Source organism: Thioclava sp. 'Guangxiensis' (assembly GCF_045348365.1).
GTDB lineage: Bacteria > Pseudomonadota > Alphaproteobacteria > Rhodobacterales > Rhodobacteraceae > Thioclava > Thioclava kandeliae.
Genome location: NZ_CP155823.1, coordinates 688,187 through 707,472, shown reverse-complemented (window position 1 = coordinate 707,472; position 19,286 = coordinate 688,187). Strand labels below are relative to the sequence as shown.

Here is a 19,286-nt window from a genome sequence, read left to right as displayed (position 1 = left end):
ATGGGCGCACTTCTCTCCGAGACCTTCCTGACCGCCCTTCTGTCGGGCGCCGTGATTTCGGCGGTGCCGCTGATCCTGGCGGCATTGGGTGAACAATTCTCCGAACGCGCGGGCGTGTTGAATATCGGGCTAGAGGGCATGATGCTAGGCGGAGCCTATGCGGGCTTTGCCGCAACCCTTGCCGGTGCGGGCATCTGGGGCGGCATGTTTGCGGCCCTCCTGTGCGGCGCATGTATTGGGCTCATCATGGCGGTGCTCTGCGTTCGGCTTGGAATGAACCAGATCATTATCGGCATCGCCATCACACTGGGCGTCACGGGGCTGACCGCTTTGATGCATAACGTCTATTTCGCCCGCACCTATCCGCGCCTTGATGCGGCCCCCACCATTGCCCTTCCCGGACTGAGCGATCTGCCGGTGCTGGGAGGTGCGGTTTTCACCGCTCATCCACTGACATGGCTGGCCTTGCTAGCGCCGCTGGGCTTTGCGCTCATCTACCGCAAGACCTATCTCGGCCTCGATCTGGCCGCCGCCGGCGAGCGCCCCGATGCGCTCGATAGCGTGGGCGTCAATGTCACCGCGATCCGCACCAGCGCCGTCATGGTCTGTGGCGCGATGGCAGGATTGGGCGGCGGCTTCATGGCCGTGATCGGCTCGGGCATTTTTGTCCCGCATATGACGGGCGGCGCGGGCTATATCGCCATCGTTCTGGCCATGCTTGCCCGCGCGCGTCCGCTTTGGGTGCTGGGCGGCGGTCTTCTGTTCGGACTGTGCCTTTCCGCCACCACCGCGTTGCAGGTGGGCGGCATCGAGATCCCCACCGACATCATCCAGATGCTGCCCTTCGTGGCGGTGATGATCGTCCTCATCCTCTTTGGCCGGAATGCGCGGATGCCCGCGATGCTTGGCCAAGCCTATCGTCGCGGCACCCGCTAGGCGCCGCCCCATTTTCAAAGGAGATCTTCCATGAACCAAATGACCGAAGCCAAACCGGCGAAGAAACTTCGCACCGGCGCCGAATATAAAGAGTCCCTCAAGGACGGACGCCGCGTCTGGGTCGAGGGAAAAGAACTGGGCAGCGTCTATGACGCGCCGCATCTGGCCGCAGGGATCGATCTTCTGGCCGAGATGTTCGATGACCAGTTCACCCCCGAATATGCCGAAGCCACGACCTATTACGAGCCCAAGCTCGGCGCCATCGTCTCGCGCTCGTGGCAGGCGCCGATGAGCCCCGAGCAGCTCGTCGAGCGCCGCATGATGATCGAATATACCGCCAAGAAAACCGCAGGCACCTATGGCCGCCCGCCGGATCTCGGGCCCTCGATCGCCATGGGGCTCTGGGCCTATCTGCCAACCTTCAAGGCCAAGAAATCGACCTTCGAGGGGATCAATCCCGATTTTGCCGAGAATATCGAGCGCTATATGGAATATGGCCAGCTCAACGGGATCACCTGCGCCGAGAGCCTGACGGGCCCGCAGAATGACCGCTCGCAGCCTCTGGCGCAGGCCGCCTCGCTCTTGCGCGTCACCGGCGTCGAAAAGGGCGGCGTGCGGATCTCGGGCGCGAAATCGGTGGGCTCAATCGCGGCGCAGACCAACGAGATCTTCTTCACCAACCTCGCCTATGAGGGCACGCCCCCCGAGGCCTGCATCTGGGGCTCTCTGCCGATCGGCACCGAGGGGCTGAAGCTTGTCTCGCGCGAATGCCTGTCCAATCCCGGAGCCGATCCGCATGACCATCCGCTGAACTACAAGGGCGAGGAAGCCGACCAGCTGGTGATCTTCGACAATGTGTTTGTCCCCGAAGACCGGATCTTCAACCTGGGCGATCAGGAGCTGGTGACCTATTACGGCAAGACCACCAACTGGGCGCATTGGCATATCCTGTCGCGTCTGGCGGTGAAGGCCGAGCTGTTCGTGGGCTGCGCTCAGCTGGTGCTCGACATCCTCGGGACCGCCAAGTTCCAGGCCGTGCAGGCGCTGGTGGCCGATATGATCCAATATGCCCAGACCCTGCGCGCCTTTGTGCTCGCCGCCGAAGCGCAGGCCAAGCCCACCGAGAATGGCGTCTTTGCCCCCGATATCCCGCTCCTGACCGCGGGGCGGATGTATTCGATCCAGCATTACCCCAATATCATCCATACGCTGCAGGAGCTTTGCGGTCAGGGTCTGGTGATGCGCTTTGGCAAGAAGGCCTTCGAGAACCCCGAGATCGGCCATCATCTGGTCGAACTCCTGCCTGGGCATGGGGTTTCGGGAATCGAGAAAGAGCGGGTGATGAACTTCATCTGGGATCTTACGACCTCGTCCCATGCGGGCCGTGTGGCGCTGTTTGAAAACGTCAACGCGACCCCCGCGCCTCTGCTGCGTGCGCGTCTGTTCAATGAATATGACCGCTCCGAGCATGTGAAACTGGCGCGCAAGCTGGCGGGCATGGACTGATGTCTGCGCCCGATGTGATCGAGGCTTTCTACGCGGCCTATAACCGCGCGGATGCCTCGGCCGCCACCGCCCTTCATGCACCCGATGCGGTGCATGAAGAGGCAGCCTCGGGCAAATCGCGCCAGGGGCTTGCGGCTATCGAACAAGGAACAGCGGGCTTTCTGTCCATGCTGGAGGGGCTGCGTTTAGCCCCCGCGACCCGCATCACGGCAGGGCCAAAGGTGGTGGTGACCTATGTCATGACCGGACGGATGACCCGTCCCATCGGGCCGTTCGAGGCCCATGGCCAAGTGATTACATTGGAGGGCGCACATGTCTTTCACCTTGAGGATGGCAAGATCCGCAAGCTCACCGATTACTGGTCGCCCGAGGCCTTCATGGCGCAGATCCGTGCGGAACATGCGTCTGCTTGACCCCGTTTTGGCCTTAGCCCTTATCCTTCCGATGCCCGCCTTGGCGGGCGGGCTATATGATACCACACGCCCCGATCTTCCGGACTGGTTGCGCAGCCATAACTATCTGGCCGCACCGGACGCCCCCGCAAAGGCCGCGCCTGTGGATGTGGAAAACCGATCAAGTGCGCCGGTTTTGTGCCAGATCACGCTGGCGCATTGGTATATGATCCGCACCGATCCGGTCCCTGCGGGCGGCTCCGAGACCCTGCCCTTCCGCTTCGAGCCACAAAGCGGCACGGTGTCTTGGCTGAACGCGGCAGGGGAAGATATGGCCGTTGAAGGGCTCTCCTGCGGAACAAGCGCCCAGATCGACGCCCGCCCCACGGGCCTGCCGTTCCACCGGATCGTGGCCCAAGCCCGGATACTGACCTGCACATCACAGGGCTGTGGTGCGCAGTAACCTTACAAGCGGGCAGACGCCCCCCAGCTGATCGCCGCCGTCTGCGGCGGCAGATATCCCGTGATCCGGCGGTCTTTCGTTATCTCGACGGTCACCTGCCCCAAACCGGCGGCGCGTCGGCTTTTTGCCTGAACACTATAGATGCCCGCAGGCGGCAGAAGCTGCGCGGGATTGGCCTGATATCGCCCCGCCCCCACACAAGCCACCGGCACGACCCAAGGCTGGCCCAGCAAAGCCACCGCCTGCGGCACCTGCCCCGCCGCAATCAATTGGCGCACCAGAGACGAGGACACCCGCACCCCACCTTCGCTCACATCCTCGACCACATCAAGCAGGTAGCCCCAATGCCGCCCCGAACGCTCTAACAAGTCGACATCGCCCTGCCGCCCCGCACCAAAGCGGAAATCCTGCCCGACAACCACGCGCGAGACCGCGAATTCCGCCACCAGAAAACGCTCGACAAACGCCTGCGCGGAAAGGCCCGCAAAGGCGCGGTCAAACCGCGGGGTCCAGACCGTGTGGAGCCCCTCCTCGGCCAGCCGCCCGTAGCGCGCCATGCCGCAAGAGAGCCGGAACGGCGCCAGATCGGGAGCGAAAAGCTGTTTGGGATGCGGCTCGCAGGCCATAATCGAGAGGCTCCGGCCCTCTCGGGCCGCGCAGGTCTTGGCGCGGTGCAGCAGTGCCTGATGGCCCAGATGCAACCCGTCGAAATTACCTAAAAGCATCACCGAGCCGCAGAGGGGCTGGGGCAGTGGCGCATGGCCAAGATGCAGATGGGGAAGCCGCGCATCGGACGCGGCCACCCCCAGTGCGGGCTCAAAGCGAAGCGAGCCAGCGATCGGTTTCGTCGAAGGAACAGATACGAGCATATTTCTTCATCATATCGTAGAGATTGGCGAAATGGGGACTTTCATGCAGATCGGCCACGCATTCTTCGGGCACCACCACGCGGAAACTGCGCGAGAGCGCATCGACCACCGTGGCCCGCACACAGCCCGAGGTCGAGCCGCCAGTGACGATCACACTATCGATGCCGTGGAAGGTGGCGAGCGACTGCAGATGGGTCTCGAAAAAGGCCGAAGGCATCTTCTTGTTCAGGACGATATCGCCCTTTTGCACATCCAGCCGCGGGTCAAGCGCCGCGCGTGGCGAGCCGAGCTTGATATTCTGCAGACTGTTGGGATTATCATCGCGCGTACCGAAGATGCCGCAATCGGCGCCATCCTCGTAAAAGCCCACATAGGTCCAGATCACCGGCAGGTTCAGCCCGCGCATCCGGCCCGCCAGCCGGTTGACGTAATCGCATTGCGCGGGGTCGGTCTCATAGGCGGTGATATAGCTATCCGGCTGCGTGTAGGCGCATTGCAGATCGACATTGATCAGCATCGGCTTGTTGCCGAAATCATAGATCAGGCGGTTCGGGTCGTCGCGCAGCTCGTAAAACATCTCGCGCGCGGTCTTGTTGGACAGTTCCATAGGTACTCTTTTAATGCTGGGTCACGGGGGAATATTTCATCTCGGCCACGGCCATGCGGCCATTGTCGACGATGGTCTGACCATCGAGCTTCAGCGTGGCACGGCGCAGCGGGATATCCAGATGGCAGGCGGTATCATTATTGCCGCCAAGCTCGGTATTGGGGCCAAGCGAGAACAGCACATTGCCATAGTAACTGAGCGAATTGACCCCGATCTCGGTCGTGCGGGTCGCGGAAATCAGGTTGTTATACCATTTGGCAGACCCCAGCAGCCCCCAGCCGATATGGCTGATCGCATAGGCGCGCGGGTCGTCGAAACTGTCCATGAAATCCGACATCAGGGCGGCGTCCATGCCCTCGCCATCAATCTTCGTGACATAGCCATCCTTGATGGTCAACTCGATCTCGCGCTCGACATGGCGGTTCTTGAAGGCCACGATCACATCGCCGGGCATGATGACAACTCGGCCATTAACGCGACCATCGATCCCCTGGCTCAGCACCTGCCCCGTGCCCATATGGTCCCAGCGGCCGGGCGTGTCGGTATAGCCATATTGCGTCATCACCCGATACTGGCCCAGATCATAGGTGACATCGGTGCCGTACTCCGAGGTGATATGCATCTGGCGGGCCTGCCCCAGTAGTTTTTCGCCATATTCCACACGGGCGCGCAGCGCGGGGGACGGGAAGTTGTTGACCAGCACATCGAAAGGCTCATGTACGAACAGCATTCGCGTGCCCGAGGCACAGATCTCGTTCTGCTCATGGCTGAACAGCATCCCCATCAGATCGATCACCAGATCAGCCTGTTTGAGCGCCTCGATCACGGGGCGGTTTCCGGCGATCGCCGTGCGCCCCACCGTTAGCCGCATCTCGCGGTAATCACGGCCCGCGACGTTGATCTGAAACGCGCTCGCGCCCAGTTCTTTCGCGGCCAGCAGGAAGGCCGTCGCGTAATCGGCGCGGATATCGGCCTCGGAAAGAACGATGACGGTTTCTTCGGGCGTCACCTTGCACAGCTCCAGCTGCGTGGTAAACAGCTTCACCATTTCAAGTTGGGTTGGCATAATTCGGGTCCTGCATCTATCAAGCTTGCGCCATGATTGAGAGCCTGCCCCCGCCATGTCAAACCACGAAATCAACCATATTTTGGTTGAATGTGAATTGGGCAAAGATACTCCGGTCAAGCAGGGAATCCTGCATTTAAAATAGGCAAAAAGACTCATTTTTAAGATAAAAAGCATCCTATAGGTCAAAGGATGCGCAACCAATGAATCAACCAAAATTGAAATTTGTTATGACGATAGCCGCGCTCAAGGGTGGCTTCAAACCATGCCACATCTTAAGAGGCCCGCTGAAATGTCGACCACTTCCCAGTTGCGCACCGAAACGACAGAACCGCTGGGCACAGCCACGCCACCGCGCTTCCTTCCCGATCAAGCCCAATTCCGCGCGGCCATGCGGAGGCCCGTCTCGACGGTTGCCATTGTGACCGCTGGCGCACGGGGCGAACGGGCGGGCGTGACGATTACGGCCGCCTGTTCTTTGTCGGATAGCCCACCTTCTGTCCTGATCTGCATCCACCGCGACTCTGCAGCGCTTGAGACGATCCGTAAATCTGGCCATTTCGCGCTGAATTTCCTGTCTGCAAAGCAGACAGAACTGGCCAATCTCTTTGCGGGCCGTTCGGCTTTGCGAGGCGATGCCCGTTTCAGCGATGAAGACTGGGAGCTTTTGGAAAGCGGCGCACCGGTAGCAAAAAACGCCCTGACGGTTTTCGATTGCATCTTGGCCGAAGAACTTCCCTCCCCGACCCATGCCATCCTGATCGGCAGGGTCGCAGGTATCAGTGCATCTTCGGAAGATCCCGCACTGCTTTATAGCAATGGCAGCTACCAAGCCCTCGTACAGGAACCCGCAGAATAATCTCTTTCGCGGCGCAGTCGCCGCTACGCCGCGAAAGCCTCGACTGGCATGTCAATGGGCCTTGATGATGCAATCGCCGCCTAGGCCATCTCTGTGCCAAGCTGCGTCTGCAACAATCCACAAAGGGAGCGGTCATGTCAGAAATTATTACATTAGGACTGGATCCGGCGAAGAATGTGTTTCAGGTCCACGGCTCCTACTGCAAGGGTCGCGCAATCGTGCGCAAGAAACTCAAAAAGATGCAGGTGCTTACTTTTTGGCAACTTGTCACCCTGTTTGGTGGCGATGCAGGCGTTATCACGTTAATCGGGTCGCGATTGCCTCCTCGCTGTTTGCTACGGAGGTCACGGCGATGCAGACAGCTTCCATCAGCTACAAGCGGCACCGGTTCCCGCCTTCGATCATTGCCCACGCGGTCTGGCTCTACGATTTGTTCAATCTAAGGCCGAGAAGATGATGTTCGAACGTGACATTGGTCTTGCCCCGCTGAAGTGGTCCATCTTTTGGGATAGTTTATCCCGTATTATGGAGGACGACTTAGATGGCAAGCCTATGCGAGAAGCCGGAAGTTATTGTCATGAAGCTGCGTCAGGTTGAGGCCTGTGCCAGGGCCAAGGCGCGAAGCTGGCGGATGCGGTGCGTCAGATTGGTGTGACCCGAACCGGACATATTACCGTTGGCGACGTGAGAATGGCGGGATGAACCACGATCAGCTCAAGCGACTGAAGGAACTCGAGAAAGAGAATACGCGGCTCAGGCGCGCCGTGTCGGATCTGACACTCGACAAGCTGATCCTGACGGAAGCCGCAAAGATGAGGGGCGTGTAGCAAACCCTCCAGTGGAGGGTTTGTAGCCCCGAACGCGAAGGCCTTCTAAGCCCTTCGCGCCGCCGCCAATGCATTGACCACGTTCGGCAGGAACTGGGTGTTTCCGAACGCCGCGCCTGCCGGGCGCTTGGGCAGCACCGGTCGACCCAACGCACGCCCCCGCTCGGTCGTCAGGACGAAGCCCTGCTGACCGCTGACATCACCGAACCGGCACGGCGATACGGACGGTATGGCTATCGCCAGATCACTGGCTTTCTGCACCAGGCGGGATGGTGTGTGAACCACAAGCGGGTCGAGCGGATTTGGCGGCGCGAGGGGCTTAAAGTGCCGCAAAAGCAGAAGAAACGTGGACGGCTTTGGCTGGCGGATGGCTCTTGCGTCCGGCTGCGGGCGGTCCGCCCGGGTTTATCAGGTCAGATAACGGCCCCGAATTCATCGCGACCAAGCTGCGCAACTGGATCGACGCGGTCGGGACTAAAACGGCCTATATCGAACCGGGGTCACCCTGGGAGAACGGCTACGTGGAGAGCTTCAATGCCAGGCTTCGTGACGAATTACTGGATGGGGAGGTGTTTTATTCGGCTCAAGAGAAGCCCAGATCCTGATCGAACGCTGGCGCCAGCATTATAACACGCTGCGCCCGCATAGCTCTTTGGGATATCGCCCACCAGCACCAGAAAGCATCGTGCCAGTAGACCAAAGGCCCACGATGCACTAACTTTCAAACCGGACCACTCAAGTGGGGCAGACCATGGTGCGCTCGAAGAGCTTCACCCCCAGCTTGTGCTCAAGCTGCGCCACGGTCTTCGTAACCACCGGCTGGCTCATATTCAGCATCTCCGCGGCACGGTTGAAATTGAGCGTCTCGGCCACCCGCAGGAAACAGCGCAGTTCCTTGATTTCCATTCCAGCCTCCGATTGATGCAATTAGCGAATATATAGCGATATCCAATCAGAAATTAAACATCACTACCTGACGCATATATGAGAAGCGTATCGAAGATTGCAAGCAAAGGGGCATGATGACAATGCACCGCAAACTTATCATTCTGGGCTCGGGCCCTGCCGGCTATACGGCAGCGATCTATGCTGCACGCGCGGGGCTGGAGCCGCTTCTGCTGACCGGCCTGGAACAGGGCGGTCAGCTGACCATCACGACCGATGTCGAGAATTATCCGGGCTTTGCCGATCCGGTTCAAGGGCCGTGGCTGGTTGAGCAGATGCGCGATCAGGCCAAGGCCATGGGCACCGAGATCGTGACCGATATGATCACCGAAGCCCAGCTTCAGGATGGCATCCGGCTTACCGGCGATGCCGGAACGACCTATACCAGCGATGCGCTGGTGATCGCGACAGGTGCCAAGGCACGCTGGCTGGGATTGCCGTCGGAGGCAGCCTATCAGGGCGGAGGGGTCTCGGCCTGTGCGACCTGTGACGGCTTCTTCTATCGTGGCCGCCGCGTGGTCGTGGTGGGGGGCGGCAATACGGCCGTCGAGGAGGCGCTGTTTCTGGCCAATATCGCCGATCATGTGACGCTGATCCACCGCCGCGACAGCCTGCGCGCCGAGAAGGTGCTGCAAGACCGCCTCTTTGCCCATCCCAAGATCGAGGTGCAATGGCATAGCGAGATTGCCGAGATCACCGGCACCGAAATGCCGAAGGTTGTGACCGGCGTCACCCTGCGCGACACGCGCGATGGCAGCCTGCAATGCCTTGCTACCGACGGTGTCTTCGTGGCCATCGGCCATAGCCCCGCGACCGAACTGTTTGCCGGTCAGCTGGATCTTAAGCCTGGCGGTTATCTGAAAACCGCCCCCGATAGCACCGCCACCAATATCCCCGGTGTCTTCGCCGCAGGCGATGTCACCGATGACCAGTTCCGGCAGGCCGTGACGGCTGCCGGTCAGGGCTGCATGGCGGCACTGGAAGCCGACCGCTATCTGGCCGGTCTGCCCTTGAGCGTGCCCGAAACAGCCTGACCCAAACCCGAAAGGAAACGACTATGTCCAATGATGTAACCAGCCTGAATGTCGCGAATTTCTCCGAATTCATGGATAGCCCCGGCCGTGTGAAAGTGCTGCGCTTCTGGGCCACTTGGTGCCGCCCCTGTATCGCGCTCGAGCCGGTCTTCAACGAGGTCGCCACCGAGATGAAGGATAGCGCAGGCTTTGCCGAGATCGATATCGACAAAGCCCCCGAGATCGCTGGCACTTTCGGTATCCGTTCGGTGCCAACGGTTGTGGTCATGAAAGACGGCCAGCCGGTCGATATGGTTGTCGGGCTGAATCCGAAGGACCGCTACACGCAGGTCGTCAAGGCGGCCTCCTGATCCCCGAATTTCCCAGAAAGGAACTAACATGTCCGATATCAAAATGACCTCGAGCTGGACCGGCGGGTTCAAAGGCGAAGGCAAGATCGAAGGTGAAGGCTGGAATGTCGGCATCGGCATCCCGACAGATCTAGGTGGCTCGGGCGCGGGTGCTGACCCGAAATCGCTCTTCACCGCCTCGACGCTGGCCTGTTTTACCGCGACCCTGCGCGCGATCACCGAAAACAAGAAGGTGCCGGTGAAGTCCATCGACGTCGAGACCTTTGCCGTGGCGACCGATAAGGAATTCTCGATCCATCACCGTGCCAAGCTGGTGATGGAAGCGAATGCCACGGCCGAGGATTTCTCGGCGGCCGAAGCGGCTGTCGCGACCGCAGACAAGGTCTGTGTCGTCGGCAATCTGGCCAAGAAGGCGGGTGTGATAATCGAAGTCACGCCGGAGATTACCGCTGCCGCGGATGCCTGAAAGCATGTGGGGGCTTTGGCCCCCACACTCTGTAAAAGGGCCGATCAAAGGTCCGAGCAAAGGAATGAGTAATGGCAAAAGTCGAAATCTATACCACCCCGTTCTGCGGCTACTGCTCGCGGGCGAAATCGATCCTGAAAAGCAAGAAGGTCGCTTTTAGGGAAATCGATGCGGTGTCGCGGGAGAAGCGCCAGAAGATGATCGCACGCGCGGGCGGCGCACATACAGTGCCCCAGATCTTTATCGGCGACATCCATATCGGCGGGTGCTCGGAACTGATGGCGCTTGAGCGCAATGGCAAGCTGGATCAGCTCCTCCAACTTGATTAATCGCAAATCGATATCAATCTGACAGGTAAGAAAGAATTTATCAGCTGCTCCACTTGGCGCTACGTCTTCTGCAAAGATGGAGGAGTGAGTCATGTTTACCGATATAGTTCTGTTTACGCTCGTTGTGGGCATCGGGTCGACAATTGCCTTGGACCTGTGGGGTGTGTTCACTGGCAAGATTGGCTGGATGCCCGGTACGCATTGGCCCTCCGTCGGGCGTTGGATACAGGGGCTTCCCGCAGGACGCCTCGTCTTTGACGGATCCGATACCCGCCCGTTCACCAGCTCCGAGGCCGCAACCGGCTGGATCTTCCACTATCTGATCGGTCTGGGATATGCGCTGGTTATTCCACTGGTCTGGGGGACTGACTTTATTGCAGCGCCGACATTCTTGCCGTTCTTCTGGATTGGCATTGTCATCAGCACCCTTGCAGGTCTTGTGATCCTGATGCCGGGCATGGGCGGTGGTGTCTTCGCGCGCAAACTTCCCAACACCGCAGGCATGATCGCCTATGTTCTCGTAGCCCATGTAGTCTTCGCCATCGCGCAGTATCTGCTGGCGCTAATGCTGAGCTAAGCGCAAGCTTCATATCGTGATCGGCCTGTCGTTTTAAGAGCCAGTTAGATAGCGGACGTTCAAGCAATAGGATGCGAACGGCGGCAATGGGCCGTCCGTGAAGACGGCCCACGCCATTAGATTTCGATAGCCAGCGCATCCTCAATCTCAACGCCAAGGTATCTGACAGTGCTGTCCATCTTGGTGTGCCCCAACAGAAGTTGGACCGCCCGTAGGTTGCCGGTCTTCTTGTATATCTGCGTGACCTTTGTTCGCCGCATCGAATGCGTGCCATAGGCGCTGGCTTCCAGGCCAATGGATGTCACCCAGTCACGGACAATACGCGCGTATTGGCGGGTCGAAATGTGAAGTCGTTTATGAAAGCGCCCGGGCCAGAGGTATTCGGAGCCGACCATGAGCGGCTCCCGCATCCAATTTGCCAGAGATACACGGGTGCCTTCATAAATTTCGAAACGCGCAGGTTTCTGCGTCTTGCTCTGCAAAACCGATGCGCATTCCTTGATTTGGCCGGAGGCCATGACATCGACCACTTTCATCTTCACTAGGTCGCAGCCGTGCAGCTTGCTGTCGATGGCAAGATTGTAAAGGGCCAGATCGCGATAGTTTTCGGCCAGCTCCAGCCGCACCCTAGGTGTTTGATCCCACGGTTTGATGGTGTGATCCTTTCGCAGGAATGGAAGAATGCCATATGGGACAATTTCGTCTCGGAAGCGCCACGACCACGCACGCGGTCAGAGCAGCAATACAGCGATCGCAAGCTTCGATCGCGACGCTGAGCCGGGAGCTGGGGATCAATCCAAAGACGGTTGCGAAGTGGCGCAAACGACAGACGGTAGATGATCTTAAGACCGGCCCGAAGGAGCCACGTTCGACGGTCCTTACGGAGGCTGAGGAGGCAGCCATCGTCGCGTTTCGGCGCCACACGGCTCTGCCGCTCGATGACTGTCTCTATGCGCTTCAACCATCCATTCCGCACCTGACACGCTCAGCGCTGCATCGCTGTCTGCAGCGACATGGCATTTCGCGCCTGCCTGATATCGAGGGCGACAAGCCAAAGCGGTCGAAGTTCAAACGCTATCCAATCGGGTTCTTTCAAATCGACATTGCCGAGGTGCAGACTGCGGAAGGAAAGCTCTTTCTATTCGTTGGCATAGACCGAACGAGCAAATTTGCCGTAACCCAACTCGTCGAGAAGGCGGATAGAAAGACGGCCTGGGAATTCCCGCAATATATGCTGGAGGCCGTGCCATATCAGGTCCATACCATTCTCACTGACAACGGAATTCAGTTCGCTGAGCAGCCCCGGAACCGGAACACTGCTTATTCCCGCCCCATGCGTTTCGACATGATCTGTGAGGGCGAGACATTGTCCGCCATTGGTCCGAGGACAATGGTCGAGCGGGATCGAGCACCGGCTGACCAAGCCCAACCACCCTTGAACCAACGGACAGGTCGAACGGATGAACCGCACCATCAAGGAAGCGACCGTGAAACGCTTCCACTACGACACCCATGAGCAGCTGCGGACGCACCTTGCAGACTTCATGGCGGCTAACAACTTCGCTCGCAGGCTCAAGACCCTCAACGGGCTCACACACTACGAATACATCTGCAAGATTTGGACTTCAGAGCCGGACAGATGCATCTTGAACCCGATCCACCAGATGCCGGGACTGAACACGTAGTAACGGCATATCTACAGGTCGCTTCGTTTCCCGGCAGGCTTACGGCCGAGATCTTGCCCGTTCATGCCGTCTATATGGCCCGGACAGCCGGTCTCCGACGGCTCGGGGTTTTCTCGATTGGATAAGTGAAAGGTGCGGGTAATTGTCTGTGCTGCCGAAGACTTTTCGCTCATGCCAAAACTCAATCTTTCTGAAGCGCGCCCGGCAGCGACAAAAGCCGCGCCGGGATCAGTTGGCGCAGTTCTGTCAAAAGAGGAGGCGATCAGGATTTTCCCGGATCAGGTCTCGTCAGGGAGCAGAACCATATGTTGCGGACCGACCAGACGATATTGCCGCTTCGGCGGCAGATAGTCGAATGGTCGGATCGGCGAGCGGGCCTCCGTGGGCGGAGCCACACGACGCTGGCCCTTGCGGGTCGGGTCGGGTAGGGGCACCGCCTCGATCAGCCGGCGGGTATAGGGGTGTTGCGCATTGCCGAAAATATCGGCGCGGGTGCGGATCTCGACCAGTTCCACGAAATACATCACCGCCACACGGTGGGCGATACGTTCGACCACGGCCATGTCGTGGCTGATGAAGAGATAGGCGAGATTGCGCTCCGCTTGCAGATCCATCAACAGGTTCGATACCTGCGCTTTCACCGTCACATCCAGAGCCGACACGGCTTCATCCGCGACGATGAAATTGGGATCCAGAGCCAGAGCCCGCGCGATTGAAATCCGCTGGCGCTGACCGCCTGAGAATTCATGCGGAAAGCGGTTGGCGACGGCGGCGGGCAGCCCGACCTTTTCCAGCAGCTCAGCCACATGTGTGCGGGCCTCGGCTTTGCGCATCAGCCCGTGGCTGAGGATCGGCTCCATGATGGCGTCCCCCACCCGAATGCGCGGGTTGAGCGAGGCGAACGGATCCTGAAAGATCATCTGGGTGTTGCGCCGCAGTTGGCGCAGGGCGGCACCTCGGCTGGCATCAATGGTCTGGCCGCCGATCTCGACGCGCCCGTCGGTGGCCGGTTGCAGCCCCATGATTGTACGTTCGATGGTCGACTTGCCACAGCCGGATTCCCCCACCAGCGCCAGCGTTTCCCCCGGCGCAATGGTAAAGGACACATCTTCCACGGCATGCACGCGGCCATCGGGCAGATCGAAGCGGACCGACAGGTTTTCGACCCGTGCTGCAGGCGGCGCTGTGGTCTCGGTCACCGGGGCCATTTCGCGGCCTTCGCTGGCCTTGCCTGTGGTCGGATCGACCTGTGGGAAGTGGCGCGGGGCAAGACTGCCCGCCATAGACCCAAGGCGTGGGATCGAGGCCAGAAGCGAGCGGGTGTAGGGCTCTTTCGGTGCTGCAAACACCTCTTCCGTGCGCCCGGTCTCGATCAGATCCCCCCGGAACATCACGACTGTGCGGTCGGAGACCTCCGCCACCACGCCCATGTCATGGGTGATGAACAGAACAGCCATCTGCTCGCTTATCTGCAATTCGCGGATCAGTTGCAGGATCTCGGCCTGAATGGTCACGTCCAGCGCTGTCGTCGGTTCATCTGCGATCAGAAGCTTGGGCTGACAGGCCAGCGCCATGGCAATCATTACGCGCTGACGCATACCGCCGGAGAACTTGTGCGGGTATTCGTTCAGACGGGTGCGGGCAGAGGGAATGCGCACCCGTTCCATTAGGCGCAGCGCTTCGGCCTCTGCCTGCGACCAGCTCATGTCACGGTGCAGAACCAATGCTTCGGCAAGCTGGTTGCCGACGGTGAAGACCGGGTTGAGCGAGGTCATTGGCTCCTGAAAGATCATGCCGATCTCTCCGCCGCGCACGGAGCGCATCTCGGATTCCGAAAGTTTGAGCAGGTCGCGCCCGGACAACAGAATTTCACCCCGGCTGCGGGCGGTACGTGTGGGCAGAAGGCGCATCGTGGAGAGTGCGGTGACGCTTTTGCCTGATCCGCTTTCGCCGACGACGGCCACGGTTTCACCGGCATGCACATCGAAAGAAATGTTGCGCACGGTGTCGACCCAGCCGTCAGGGGTGCGAAACGCGGTGGTCAGATTGGTCTGCCCCACTTGAGTGGTCCAGTTTGAAAGTTAGTGCATCGTGGGCCTTTGGTCTACTGGCACGATGCTTTTTGGTGCTGGTGGGCGATATCCCAAAGAGCTATGCGGGCGCAGCGTGTTGTAATGCTGGCGCCAGCGTTCGATCAGGATCTGGGCTTCTCTTGAGCCGAATAAAACACCTCCCCATCCAGTAATTCGTTACGAAGCCTGGCATTGAAGCTCTCCACGTAGCCGTTCTCCCAGGGTGACCCCGGTTCGATATAGGCCGTTTTAGTCCCGACCGCGTCGATCCAGTTGCGCAGCTTGGTCGCGATGAATTCGGGGCCGTTATCTGACCTGATAAACCCGGGCGGACCGCGAAGGATGAACAGATCAGTCAGTGCGTCGATGACATCGACCGAGTTCAGCTTGCGTTTGACGCGGATCACCAGCACCTGCCCTAGGTGTACTCATCGACGATATTGAGCATGCGGTAAGCCCGCCCGTCCGCTGTCCGGTCCTGGACAAAATCATAGGACCACACATGGTTCGGCCGCTCGGCCCGCAGCCGCACGCAGGAGCCATCCGCTAGCCAGAGCCGCCCTCGTTTCTTCTGCTTTTGCGGGACTTTAAGCCCCTCGCGTCGCCAAATCCGTTCGACCCGCTTATGATTGACGCACCATCCCGCTTGAACCAACAAGCCAGTGATCTGGCGATAGCCATACCGTCCGTATTGCCTTGCCAGTTCAATGATGTCAGCCGTCAGTAAAGCTTCATCTTGACGACTAACCGGGATCTTGCGCTGGGTTGAGCGGTGCTGCCCAAGGGCCAGACCAAGCACGGCGTTCGGAAACGCCAAGTTCCTGCCGGACATGGTCAATGCACTGTCGGCGACGCGAAGGGCTTAGAAGTTTCCCCGAGCCGCCTCCGTCAGGATCAGCTTGTCGAGCGTCAGATCTGATACGGCCCGTCTAAGCCGCGTATTCTCTTTCTCGAGTTCCTTCAGTCGCTTGAGCTGATCGCGGTTCATCCCGCCAAACTCACGCCGCCAGCGATAATAGGTTTGTTGGCTCACACCAATCTGACGCACGGCATCCGCCAGCTTCGCGCCTTGACCCTGCAAGACCTCAACCTGACGCAGCTTCATGACGATATCTTCCGGCTTCTCGCGTTTGCCTGCCATCTAAGTAGTCCTCCATCATACGGGATAAACTATCCCTAAAAGTGGACCACTTCAGTGGGGCAAGACCAGTAGACCAAAGGCCCACGATGCACTAACTTTTAAACCGGACCACTAAAGTGGGGCAGATCAAAAAACCGGCGTAGTTTGGCACGTGGCCGACAATAGATTTATCGACCCAATAAACTTCCAGGGCTTCCTCGACTGAACTCGGTTCTTTGTCGAACTTCACATTGCCTCCTTGGCACAGCCGGTTATCGCAATCACCCAAGGTCCCGCTTGTAAACTAGAAACCGGCGGGGTCTTGCGCAAGTGGTTGGATAGCCGCCCTGCTCGACCTGACCAGTCCAGCCGCTTTCAGAATCTGCCCTTCCTGTCAGCTGTCAGCGTACCGATGGATCCGCTCAGCGTTGCCCCTATGTCCGCTTATGGTATGCGTTGACAGAGTCGGTGCGGAAGCGGCGAAGGTCGGCTCTCCGCCCTTCTGGCCGCATGCTGCACTGCGTTGATTATCTTGCGACCTCTGGCAAACTTCGTGAGTGCATGCCCTTGGTTAACAGATAATTTGCCCAAACGTCAGCTTCGCGAAATCAGACTGCCCACCACCAACGGCAATCAACATCCGCAAGGCAAGCAAACTTCGCCTAAAGCTAATTCAGATGTCCAGATAGCAGTTTTCCCCGAACAAGTTGCCAACTTAGGGCGAATAAGTTCCAATTTAGGGAGAACGTCACATTTTCAGACATGACTGGGGCGGTAGGATTTCCTGACAACTAGTTGGTATTTATACAAGATAATGAAATTATAAGGATATTGTATCAACCGGTGACGCGAAAAAGAATTACTGTGCACCACTGTGAATCTCAATCAGCCGGAACCGGTTTCAAATTTCAGCTTAGAGTTTATAACCTCTCTGGCTAAGATGTAGGAAGCCCGCCAACTGCTCGAATTAATCGAAGTTGAATGTTCTACCGATCAAGATTTAAGCCTCCAACAGCATCCTATTCGCATGCTATCACTCCCAGACAAGCTACGCCTAAAAGGCATCGTCAGATCGAGCGAACACGCGGACTTCTAAGGATAGATGGTGAACAAAGAACAGATGACTATGCCGGACCGTCAGGAGAAACCATCGGAGCGTGCCTATAATGCCATCCGGACAGCGATATTGTCCGGCGTCCTCGCGCCTGGCGAGCATTTGCGCGAAGAACGTCTCACCCATCTCACTCAAACCAGTCGCACCCCGATACGCGAAGCCTTACGGCAGCTGGTGACGGATGGTCTGGCCGCAGAGCATAATCGCCATCGCTATGTTGCGGATTTCAGCGACACCGAGATCAATGTCCTATTCGATATCCGCGCCCGGATGGAAGGCTACGCCGCGGCGATGGCTGCGCGGCTGATATCGACGGAAGATCTTATCGCACTGGACGCGCTCGTTTCAAGAATGGACGCCATCGATCCTCGAGGCGGCAAGCCGTCCGTCGACATGTTCGACGCCCTGAATACGCAATTCCATGAGAAGATTGTCCAATCGACGGGTTCAGTTCAATTGGCCCGTATGGTCAAACCTGCGATGAATGCTCCTGCGATGCTGATCAAGCAACACCTTCTGCATCAGGCCGTTGGCATCTTGGCCTCAAATGCTCAGCATCGCGAGATCGTAAAAGCGCTCCGCGCACGCAGCCCGGAATGGGCAGAGGCCGCTATGCGGGCACATATTCTGTCGACGCGACCGACGCCTGTTAAATGAGAGGCCGCCCGCGCCTGTTGCGATCAACTCATGCGGCAAAAGGCAAAGGCACCAACCGGCTCTCGACGCTTGTGCGCATACCGCTTTGCGCCGCTCTTTCAATAGCAGCCAGAAGACGGTGCAGCTCTACTGCATCGGCAAAGCTTGTGGCGCTGCGGCTACCGCTTTTGATATCCGCTGCCATTCGCTGATAATTCCGTATGAGATTTCCTGGCATCGGTGCACCGGCATGCCCTTCAAACAGCACATCAGGCACGGCGATCGGCGCAAGCTCCTTGTCATCACCACGCGCGCCCATAACTGTCAGAGGCACCATTTGGAGATGTCCGAGCGGGCCGGTGATCCGCAGATCGCCTTCTGTTCCGTGGATATCCCAAGTCAATCCCGGCACGCCTCTGGGCATCCCCCCCATATAATGGATCGAAAGCGGCGCACCACACTCCAGAGTTGCCGCGACAAGAATCTCATCGGGCGTATTCATTTCATGCATCTGGCCTGTTTCAACGGAACGGACATGCGTACGGCGTTGTGTCATCTCGGCGCTTACGCTGCTTACCCTGCCCAAAACATCCTGCACACCAGCCATAGTATGACCGAGCGGGATCGTCAGCATATTGGCGCCCGAGGCATGCTCGAGCATATAGTCGCGGCGCTCGTAAAGGGAAATTGTCGGCCCCCAGTTCAACCCATAGCCGGTCAGTGACGCAGATAGCATTTCGCCGATATAGCCCTCCGCAAGCAACTTGCGCAGCATCAGCACTTCGGGAGCCACACGTGCCTGACAGCCCGCCACCGCAACGACTCCTTTCTTTGCGGCAAGTGCGGCCAGTTCTTCGGCTTCGGCCACAGTTTGGGTCAAGGGCCATTCACAATAGACATGCTTGCCAGCCTCAAGCGCCTGCAGCGCAAGTGAATGATGATGCGGCACCTTTACAGTGATGCTGACAACATCGATCTCGGGATCGGCCACCATCTCCGCAGGAGTCGAATAAGCTTTGGGAATACCCGCACTCTCGGCAGCGGTTCGACTACTTTCGGCCGAGCTGTTGGCGACCCCTTTTAACGTGAAGAGATCCGGCAAGGCGACAATCGCAGGCAAATGAGCGGTAGAGGACCAGCTTAGACCCGGGGCAAGGCCAATCAGCCCAAGAGAAAGAGGCGCGTCGGTCATAGGACATATCCTTTAATGGAAAAGATCTACTATCCATATTTGTATACAAACATCGTCATATCAGAGAAGCCCCAATAGATCTGAATGCTGACTGGAAACGAAAAGCACATATCAATTCCCCAGTGCTCAATTATAATTAATTGTCATTATTATCAGATGTTTATGAATTACTTCCACTGGCGACCAACGGAAGGAATTAGATTTACTCAGCAAGGAAACAAATTTTATGAGGTAACCTCCG

Annotated in this window: 18 protein-coding genes and 5 pseudogenes; 15 read left to right on the top strand and 8 right to left on the bottom strand. The window is 58.5% G+C overall.

From position 1 onward, the window contains the following. From ABEB22_RS16740 to ABEB22_RS16725, 4 genes are read left to right on the top strand one after another with little or no spacing between them, the layout of a single operon-like run. Positions 1–936, top strand: coding sequence for an ABC transporter permease (locus tag ABEB22_RS16740; protein ID WP_349295485.1), 936 nt, complete (start codon positions 1–3; stop codon positions 934–936). A 30-nt stretch (positions 937–966) separates the two neighbouring features. Beyond that, positions 967–2,442 carry a 4-hydroxyphenylacetate 3-hydroxylase N-terminal domain-containing protein gene (locus ABEB22_RS16735; RefSeq protein ID WP_339114765.1) on the top strand — a complete coding sequence of 492 codons (1,476 nt, stop codon included), beginning with the start codon at positions 967–969 and terminating at the stop codon, positions 2,440–2,442. After that, positions 2,442–2,855, top strand: a complete 414-nt coding sequence (locus ABEB22_RS16730; RefSeq protein WP_339114766.1) for a nuclear transport factor 2 family protein — start codon at positions 2,442–2,444, stop codon at positions 2,853–2,855. Before ABEB22_RS16735 ends, ABEB22_RS16730 begins: the two co-directional genes overlap by 1 nt. Beyond that, positions 2,842–3,297: a hypothetical protein gene (locus ABEB22_RS16725; protein WP_339114767.1), complete on the top strand. Its 456-nt coding sequence runs from the start codon at positions 2,842–2,844 to the stop codon at positions 3,295–3,297. The genes ABEB22_RS16730 and ABEB22_RS16725 overlap by 14 nt, the downstream gene beginning before the upstream one ends. Positions 3,298–3,299: 2 nt before the next feature. Here the strand turns inward: ABEB22_RS16725 and ABEB22_RS16720 are convergent, their stop codons facing one another. The 3 genes from ABEB22_RS16720 to ABEB22_RS16710 are packed head-to-tail and all read right to left on the bottom strand — an operon-like array spanning position 3,300 to position 5,839. Then, the gene (locus ABEB22_RS16720; protein ID WP_349295484.1) at positions 3,300–4,166 is read right to left on the bottom strand and encodes a hypothetical protein; all 867 of its coding nucleotides are present in this window, start codon (positions 4,164–4,166) and stop codon (positions 3,300–3,302) included. Continuing rightward, a complete protein-coding gene (locus ABEB22_RS16715) occupies positions 4,114–4,773 on the bottom strand; it encodes an isochorismatase family protein (protein ID WP_339114769.1) in 660 nt (219 codons plus the stop codon). The genes ABEB22_RS16720 and ABEB22_RS16715 overlap by 53 nt, the downstream gene beginning before the upstream one ends. Before the next feature lie 10 nt (positions 4,774–4,783). Continuing rightward, a complete protein-coding gene (locus ABEB22_RS16710) occupies positions 4,784–5,839 on the bottom strand; it encodes a leucyl aminopeptidase (RefSeq protein ID WP_349295483.1) in 1,056 nt (351 codons plus the stop codon). Positions 5,840–6,131: 292 nt separating this feature from the next. Here ABEB22_RS16710 and ABEB22_RS16705 point away from each other — a divergent pair, with 292 nt between their 5' ends. From ABEB22_RS16705 to ABEB22_RS16690, 4 genes and pseudogenes are all read left to right on the top strand, one after another. Beyond that, complete coding sequence (locus ABEB22_RS16705) at positions 6,132–6,698, top strand: flavin reductase family protein (RefSeq protein ID WP_339114771.1); 567 nt, start codon at positions 6,132–6,134, stop codon at positions 6,696–6,698. Between the two features lie 134 nt (positions 6,699–6,832). After that, positions 6,833–6,992 (top strand): annotated as a pseudogene (locus ABEB22_RS16700) (IS110 family transposase); the annotation flags it as partial. A 58-nt stretch (positions 6,993–7,050) separates the two neighbouring features. Next, positions 7,051–7,149, top strand: a pseudogene (locus ABEB22_RS16695) (IS6 family transposase); the annotation flags it as partial. Positions 7,150–7,239: 90 nt separating this feature from the next. Next, positions 7,240–8,243 (top strand): annotated as a pseudogene (locus ABEB22_RS16690) (integrase core domain-containing protein). A gap of 17 nt (positions 8,244–8,260) precedes the next feature. Here the strand turns inward: ABEB22_RS16690 and ABEB22_RS16685 are convergent. Further along, positions 8,261–8,431, bottom strand: coding sequence for a LysR family transcriptional regulator (locus ABEB22_RS16685; protein WP_349295482.1), 171 nt, complete (start codon positions 8,429–8,431; stop codon positions 8,261–8,263). A 113-nt stretch (positions 8,432–8,544) separates the two neighbouring features. Here ABEB22_RS16685 and trxB point away from each other — a divergent pair, with 113 nt between their 5' ends. The 5 genes from trxB (at position 8,545) to ABEB22_RS16660 (ending at position 11,226) form a co-directional block, all read left to right on the top strand. Next, entirely contained in the window at positions 8,545–9,504 is a 960-nt protein-coding gene (trxB, locus tag ABEB22_RS16680; protein WP_350938568.1) for a thioredoxin-disulfide reductase, read from the top strand. A 23-nt stretch (positions 9,505–9,527) separates the two neighbouring features. Beyond that, positions 9,528–9,854, top strand: coding sequence for a thioredoxin domain-containing protein (locus ABEB22_RS16675; RefSeq protein ID WP_349295481.1), 327 nt, complete (start codon positions 9,528–9,530; stop codon positions 9,852–9,854). 28 nt (positions 9,855–9,882) lie between these two features. Continuing rightward, entirely contained in the window at positions 9,883–10,320 is a 438-nt protein-coding gene (locus tag ABEB22_RS16670; RefSeq protein ID WP_349295480.1) for an OsmC family protein, read from the top strand. Positions 10,321–10,391: 71 nt separating this feature from the next. Further along, the gene (grxC, locus tag ABEB22_RS16665; protein WP_349295479.1) at positions 10,392–10,649 is read left to right on the top strand and encodes a glutaredoxin 3; all 258 of its coding nucleotides are present in this window, start codon (positions 10,392–10,394) and stop codon (positions 10,647–10,649) included. A 91-nt stretch (positions 10,650–10,740) separates the two neighbouring features. After that, entirely contained in the window at positions 10,741–11,226 is a 486-nt protein-coding gene (locus ABEB22_RS16660; protein WP_349295478.1) for a DUF2938 family protein, read from the top strand. A 116-nt stretch (positions 11,227–11,342) separates the two neighbouring features. Here ABEB22_RS16660 and ABEB22_RS16655 read toward each other — a convergent pair whose 3' ends face one another. After that, the gene (locus ABEB22_RS16655; protein WP_349295832.1) at positions 11,343–11,897 is read right to left on the bottom strand and encodes a tyrosine-type recombinase/integrase; all 555 of its coding nucleotides are present in this window, start codon (positions 11,895–11,897) and stop codon (positions 11,343–11,345) included. Positions 11,898–11,914: 17 nt separating this feature from the next. On the opposite strand from ABEB22_RS16655, the pseudogene ABEB22_RS16650 reads away from it, so the two are divergent. Further along, positions 11,915–12,911, top strand: a pseudogene (locus tag ABEB22_RS16650) (IS481 family transposase). Positions 12,912–13,189: 278 nt separating this feature from the next. Here the strand turns inward: ABEB22_RS16650 and ABEB22_RS16645 are convergent. Both ABEB22_RS16645 and ABEB22_RS16640 read right to left on the bottom strand, forming a co-directional pair. Then, a complete protein-coding gene (locus tag ABEB22_RS16645) occupies positions 13,190–14,971 on the bottom strand; it encodes an ABC transporter ATP-binding protein (protein ID WP_349295477.1) in 1,782 nt (593 codons plus the stop codon). A gap of 21 nt (positions 14,972–14,992) precedes the next feature. Further along, positions 14,993–16,124: pseudogene (locus ABEB22_RS16640) on the bottom strand (IS3 family transposase). 1,081 nt (positions 16,125–17,205) lie between these two features. On the opposite strand from ABEB22_RS16640, the gene ABEB22_RS16635 reads away from it, so the two are divergent. Further along, entirely contained in the window at positions 17,206–17,874 is a 669-nt protein-coding gene (locus ABEB22_RS16635; protein WP_349295476.1) for a GntR family transcriptional regulator, read from the top strand. Positions 17,875–17,902: 28 nt separating this feature from the next. Here ABEB22_RS16635 and ABEB22_RS16630 read toward each other — a convergent pair whose 3' ends face one another. Next, entirely contained in the window at positions 17,903–19,045 is a 1,143-nt protein-coding gene (locus tag ABEB22_RS16630; RefSeq protein ID WP_349295475.1) for a Gfo/Idh/MocA family oxidoreductase, read from the bottom strand. Positions 19,046–19,286: the final 241 nt, after the last annotated feature.

Coding starts and splice junctions, on each gene's coding strand:
- ABEB22_RS16740 (WP_349295485.1), top strand. CDS start 1: ATGGGCGCACTTCTCTCCGAGACCTTCCTGACCGCCCTTCTGTCGGGC.
- ABEB22_RS16735 (WP_339114765.1), top strand. CDS start 967: ATGAACCAAATGACCGAAGCCAAACCGGCGAAGAAACTTCGCACCGGC.
- ABEB22_RS16730 (WP_339114766.1), top strand. CDS start 2,442: ATGTCTGCGCCCGATGTGATCGAGGCTTTCTACGCGGCCTATAACCGC.
- ABEB22_RS16725 (WP_339114767.1), top strand. CDS start 2,842: ATGCGTCTGCTTGACCCCGTTTTGGCCTTAGCCCTTATCCTTCCGATG.
- ABEB22_RS16720 (WP_349295484.1), bottom strand. CDS start 4,166: ATGCTCGTATCTGTTCCTTCGACGAAACCGATCGCTGGCTCGCTTCGC.
- ABEB22_RS16715 (WP_339114769.1), bottom strand. CDS start 4,773: ATGGAACTGTCCAACAAGACCGCGCGCGAGATGTTTTACGAGCTGCGC.
- ABEB22_RS16710 (WP_349295483.1), bottom strand. CDS start 5,839: ATGCCAACCCAACTTGAAATGGTGAAGCTGTTTACCACGCAGCTGGAG.
- ABEB22_RS16705 (WP_339114771.1), top strand. CDS start 6,132: ATGTCGACCACTTCCCAGTTGCGCACCGAAACGACAGAACCGCTGGGC.
- ABEB22_RS16685 (WP_349295482.1), bottom strand. CDS start 8,431: ATGGAAATCAAGGAACTGCGCTGTTTCCTGCGGGTGGCCGAGACGCTC.
- trxB (WP_350938568.1), top strand. CDS start 8,545: ATGATGACAATGCACCGCAAACTTATCATTCTGGGCTCGGGCCCTGCC.
- ABEB22_RS16675 (WP_349295481.1), top strand. CDS start 9,528: ATGTCCAATGATGTAACCAGCCTGAATGTCGCGAATTTCTCCGAATTC.
- ABEB22_RS16670 (WP_349295480.1), top strand. CDS start 9,883: ATGTCCGATATCAAAATGACCTCGAGCTGGACCGGCGGGTTCAAAGGC.
- grxC (WP_349295479.1), top strand. CDS start 10,392: ATGGCAAAAGTCGAAATCTATACCACCCCGTTCTGCGGCTACTGCTCG.
- ABEB22_RS16660 (WP_349295478.1), top strand. CDS start 10,741: ATGTTTACCGATATAGTTCTGTTTACGCTCGTTGTGGGCATCGGGTCG.
- ABEB22_RS16635 (WP_349295476.1), top strand. CDS start 17,206: ATGGTGAACAAAGAACAGATGACTATGCCGGACCGTCAGGAGAAACCA.
- ABEB22_RS16630 (WP_349295475.1), bottom strand. CDS start 19,045: ATGACCGACGCGCCTCTTTCTCTTGGGCTGATTGGCCTTGCCCCGGGT.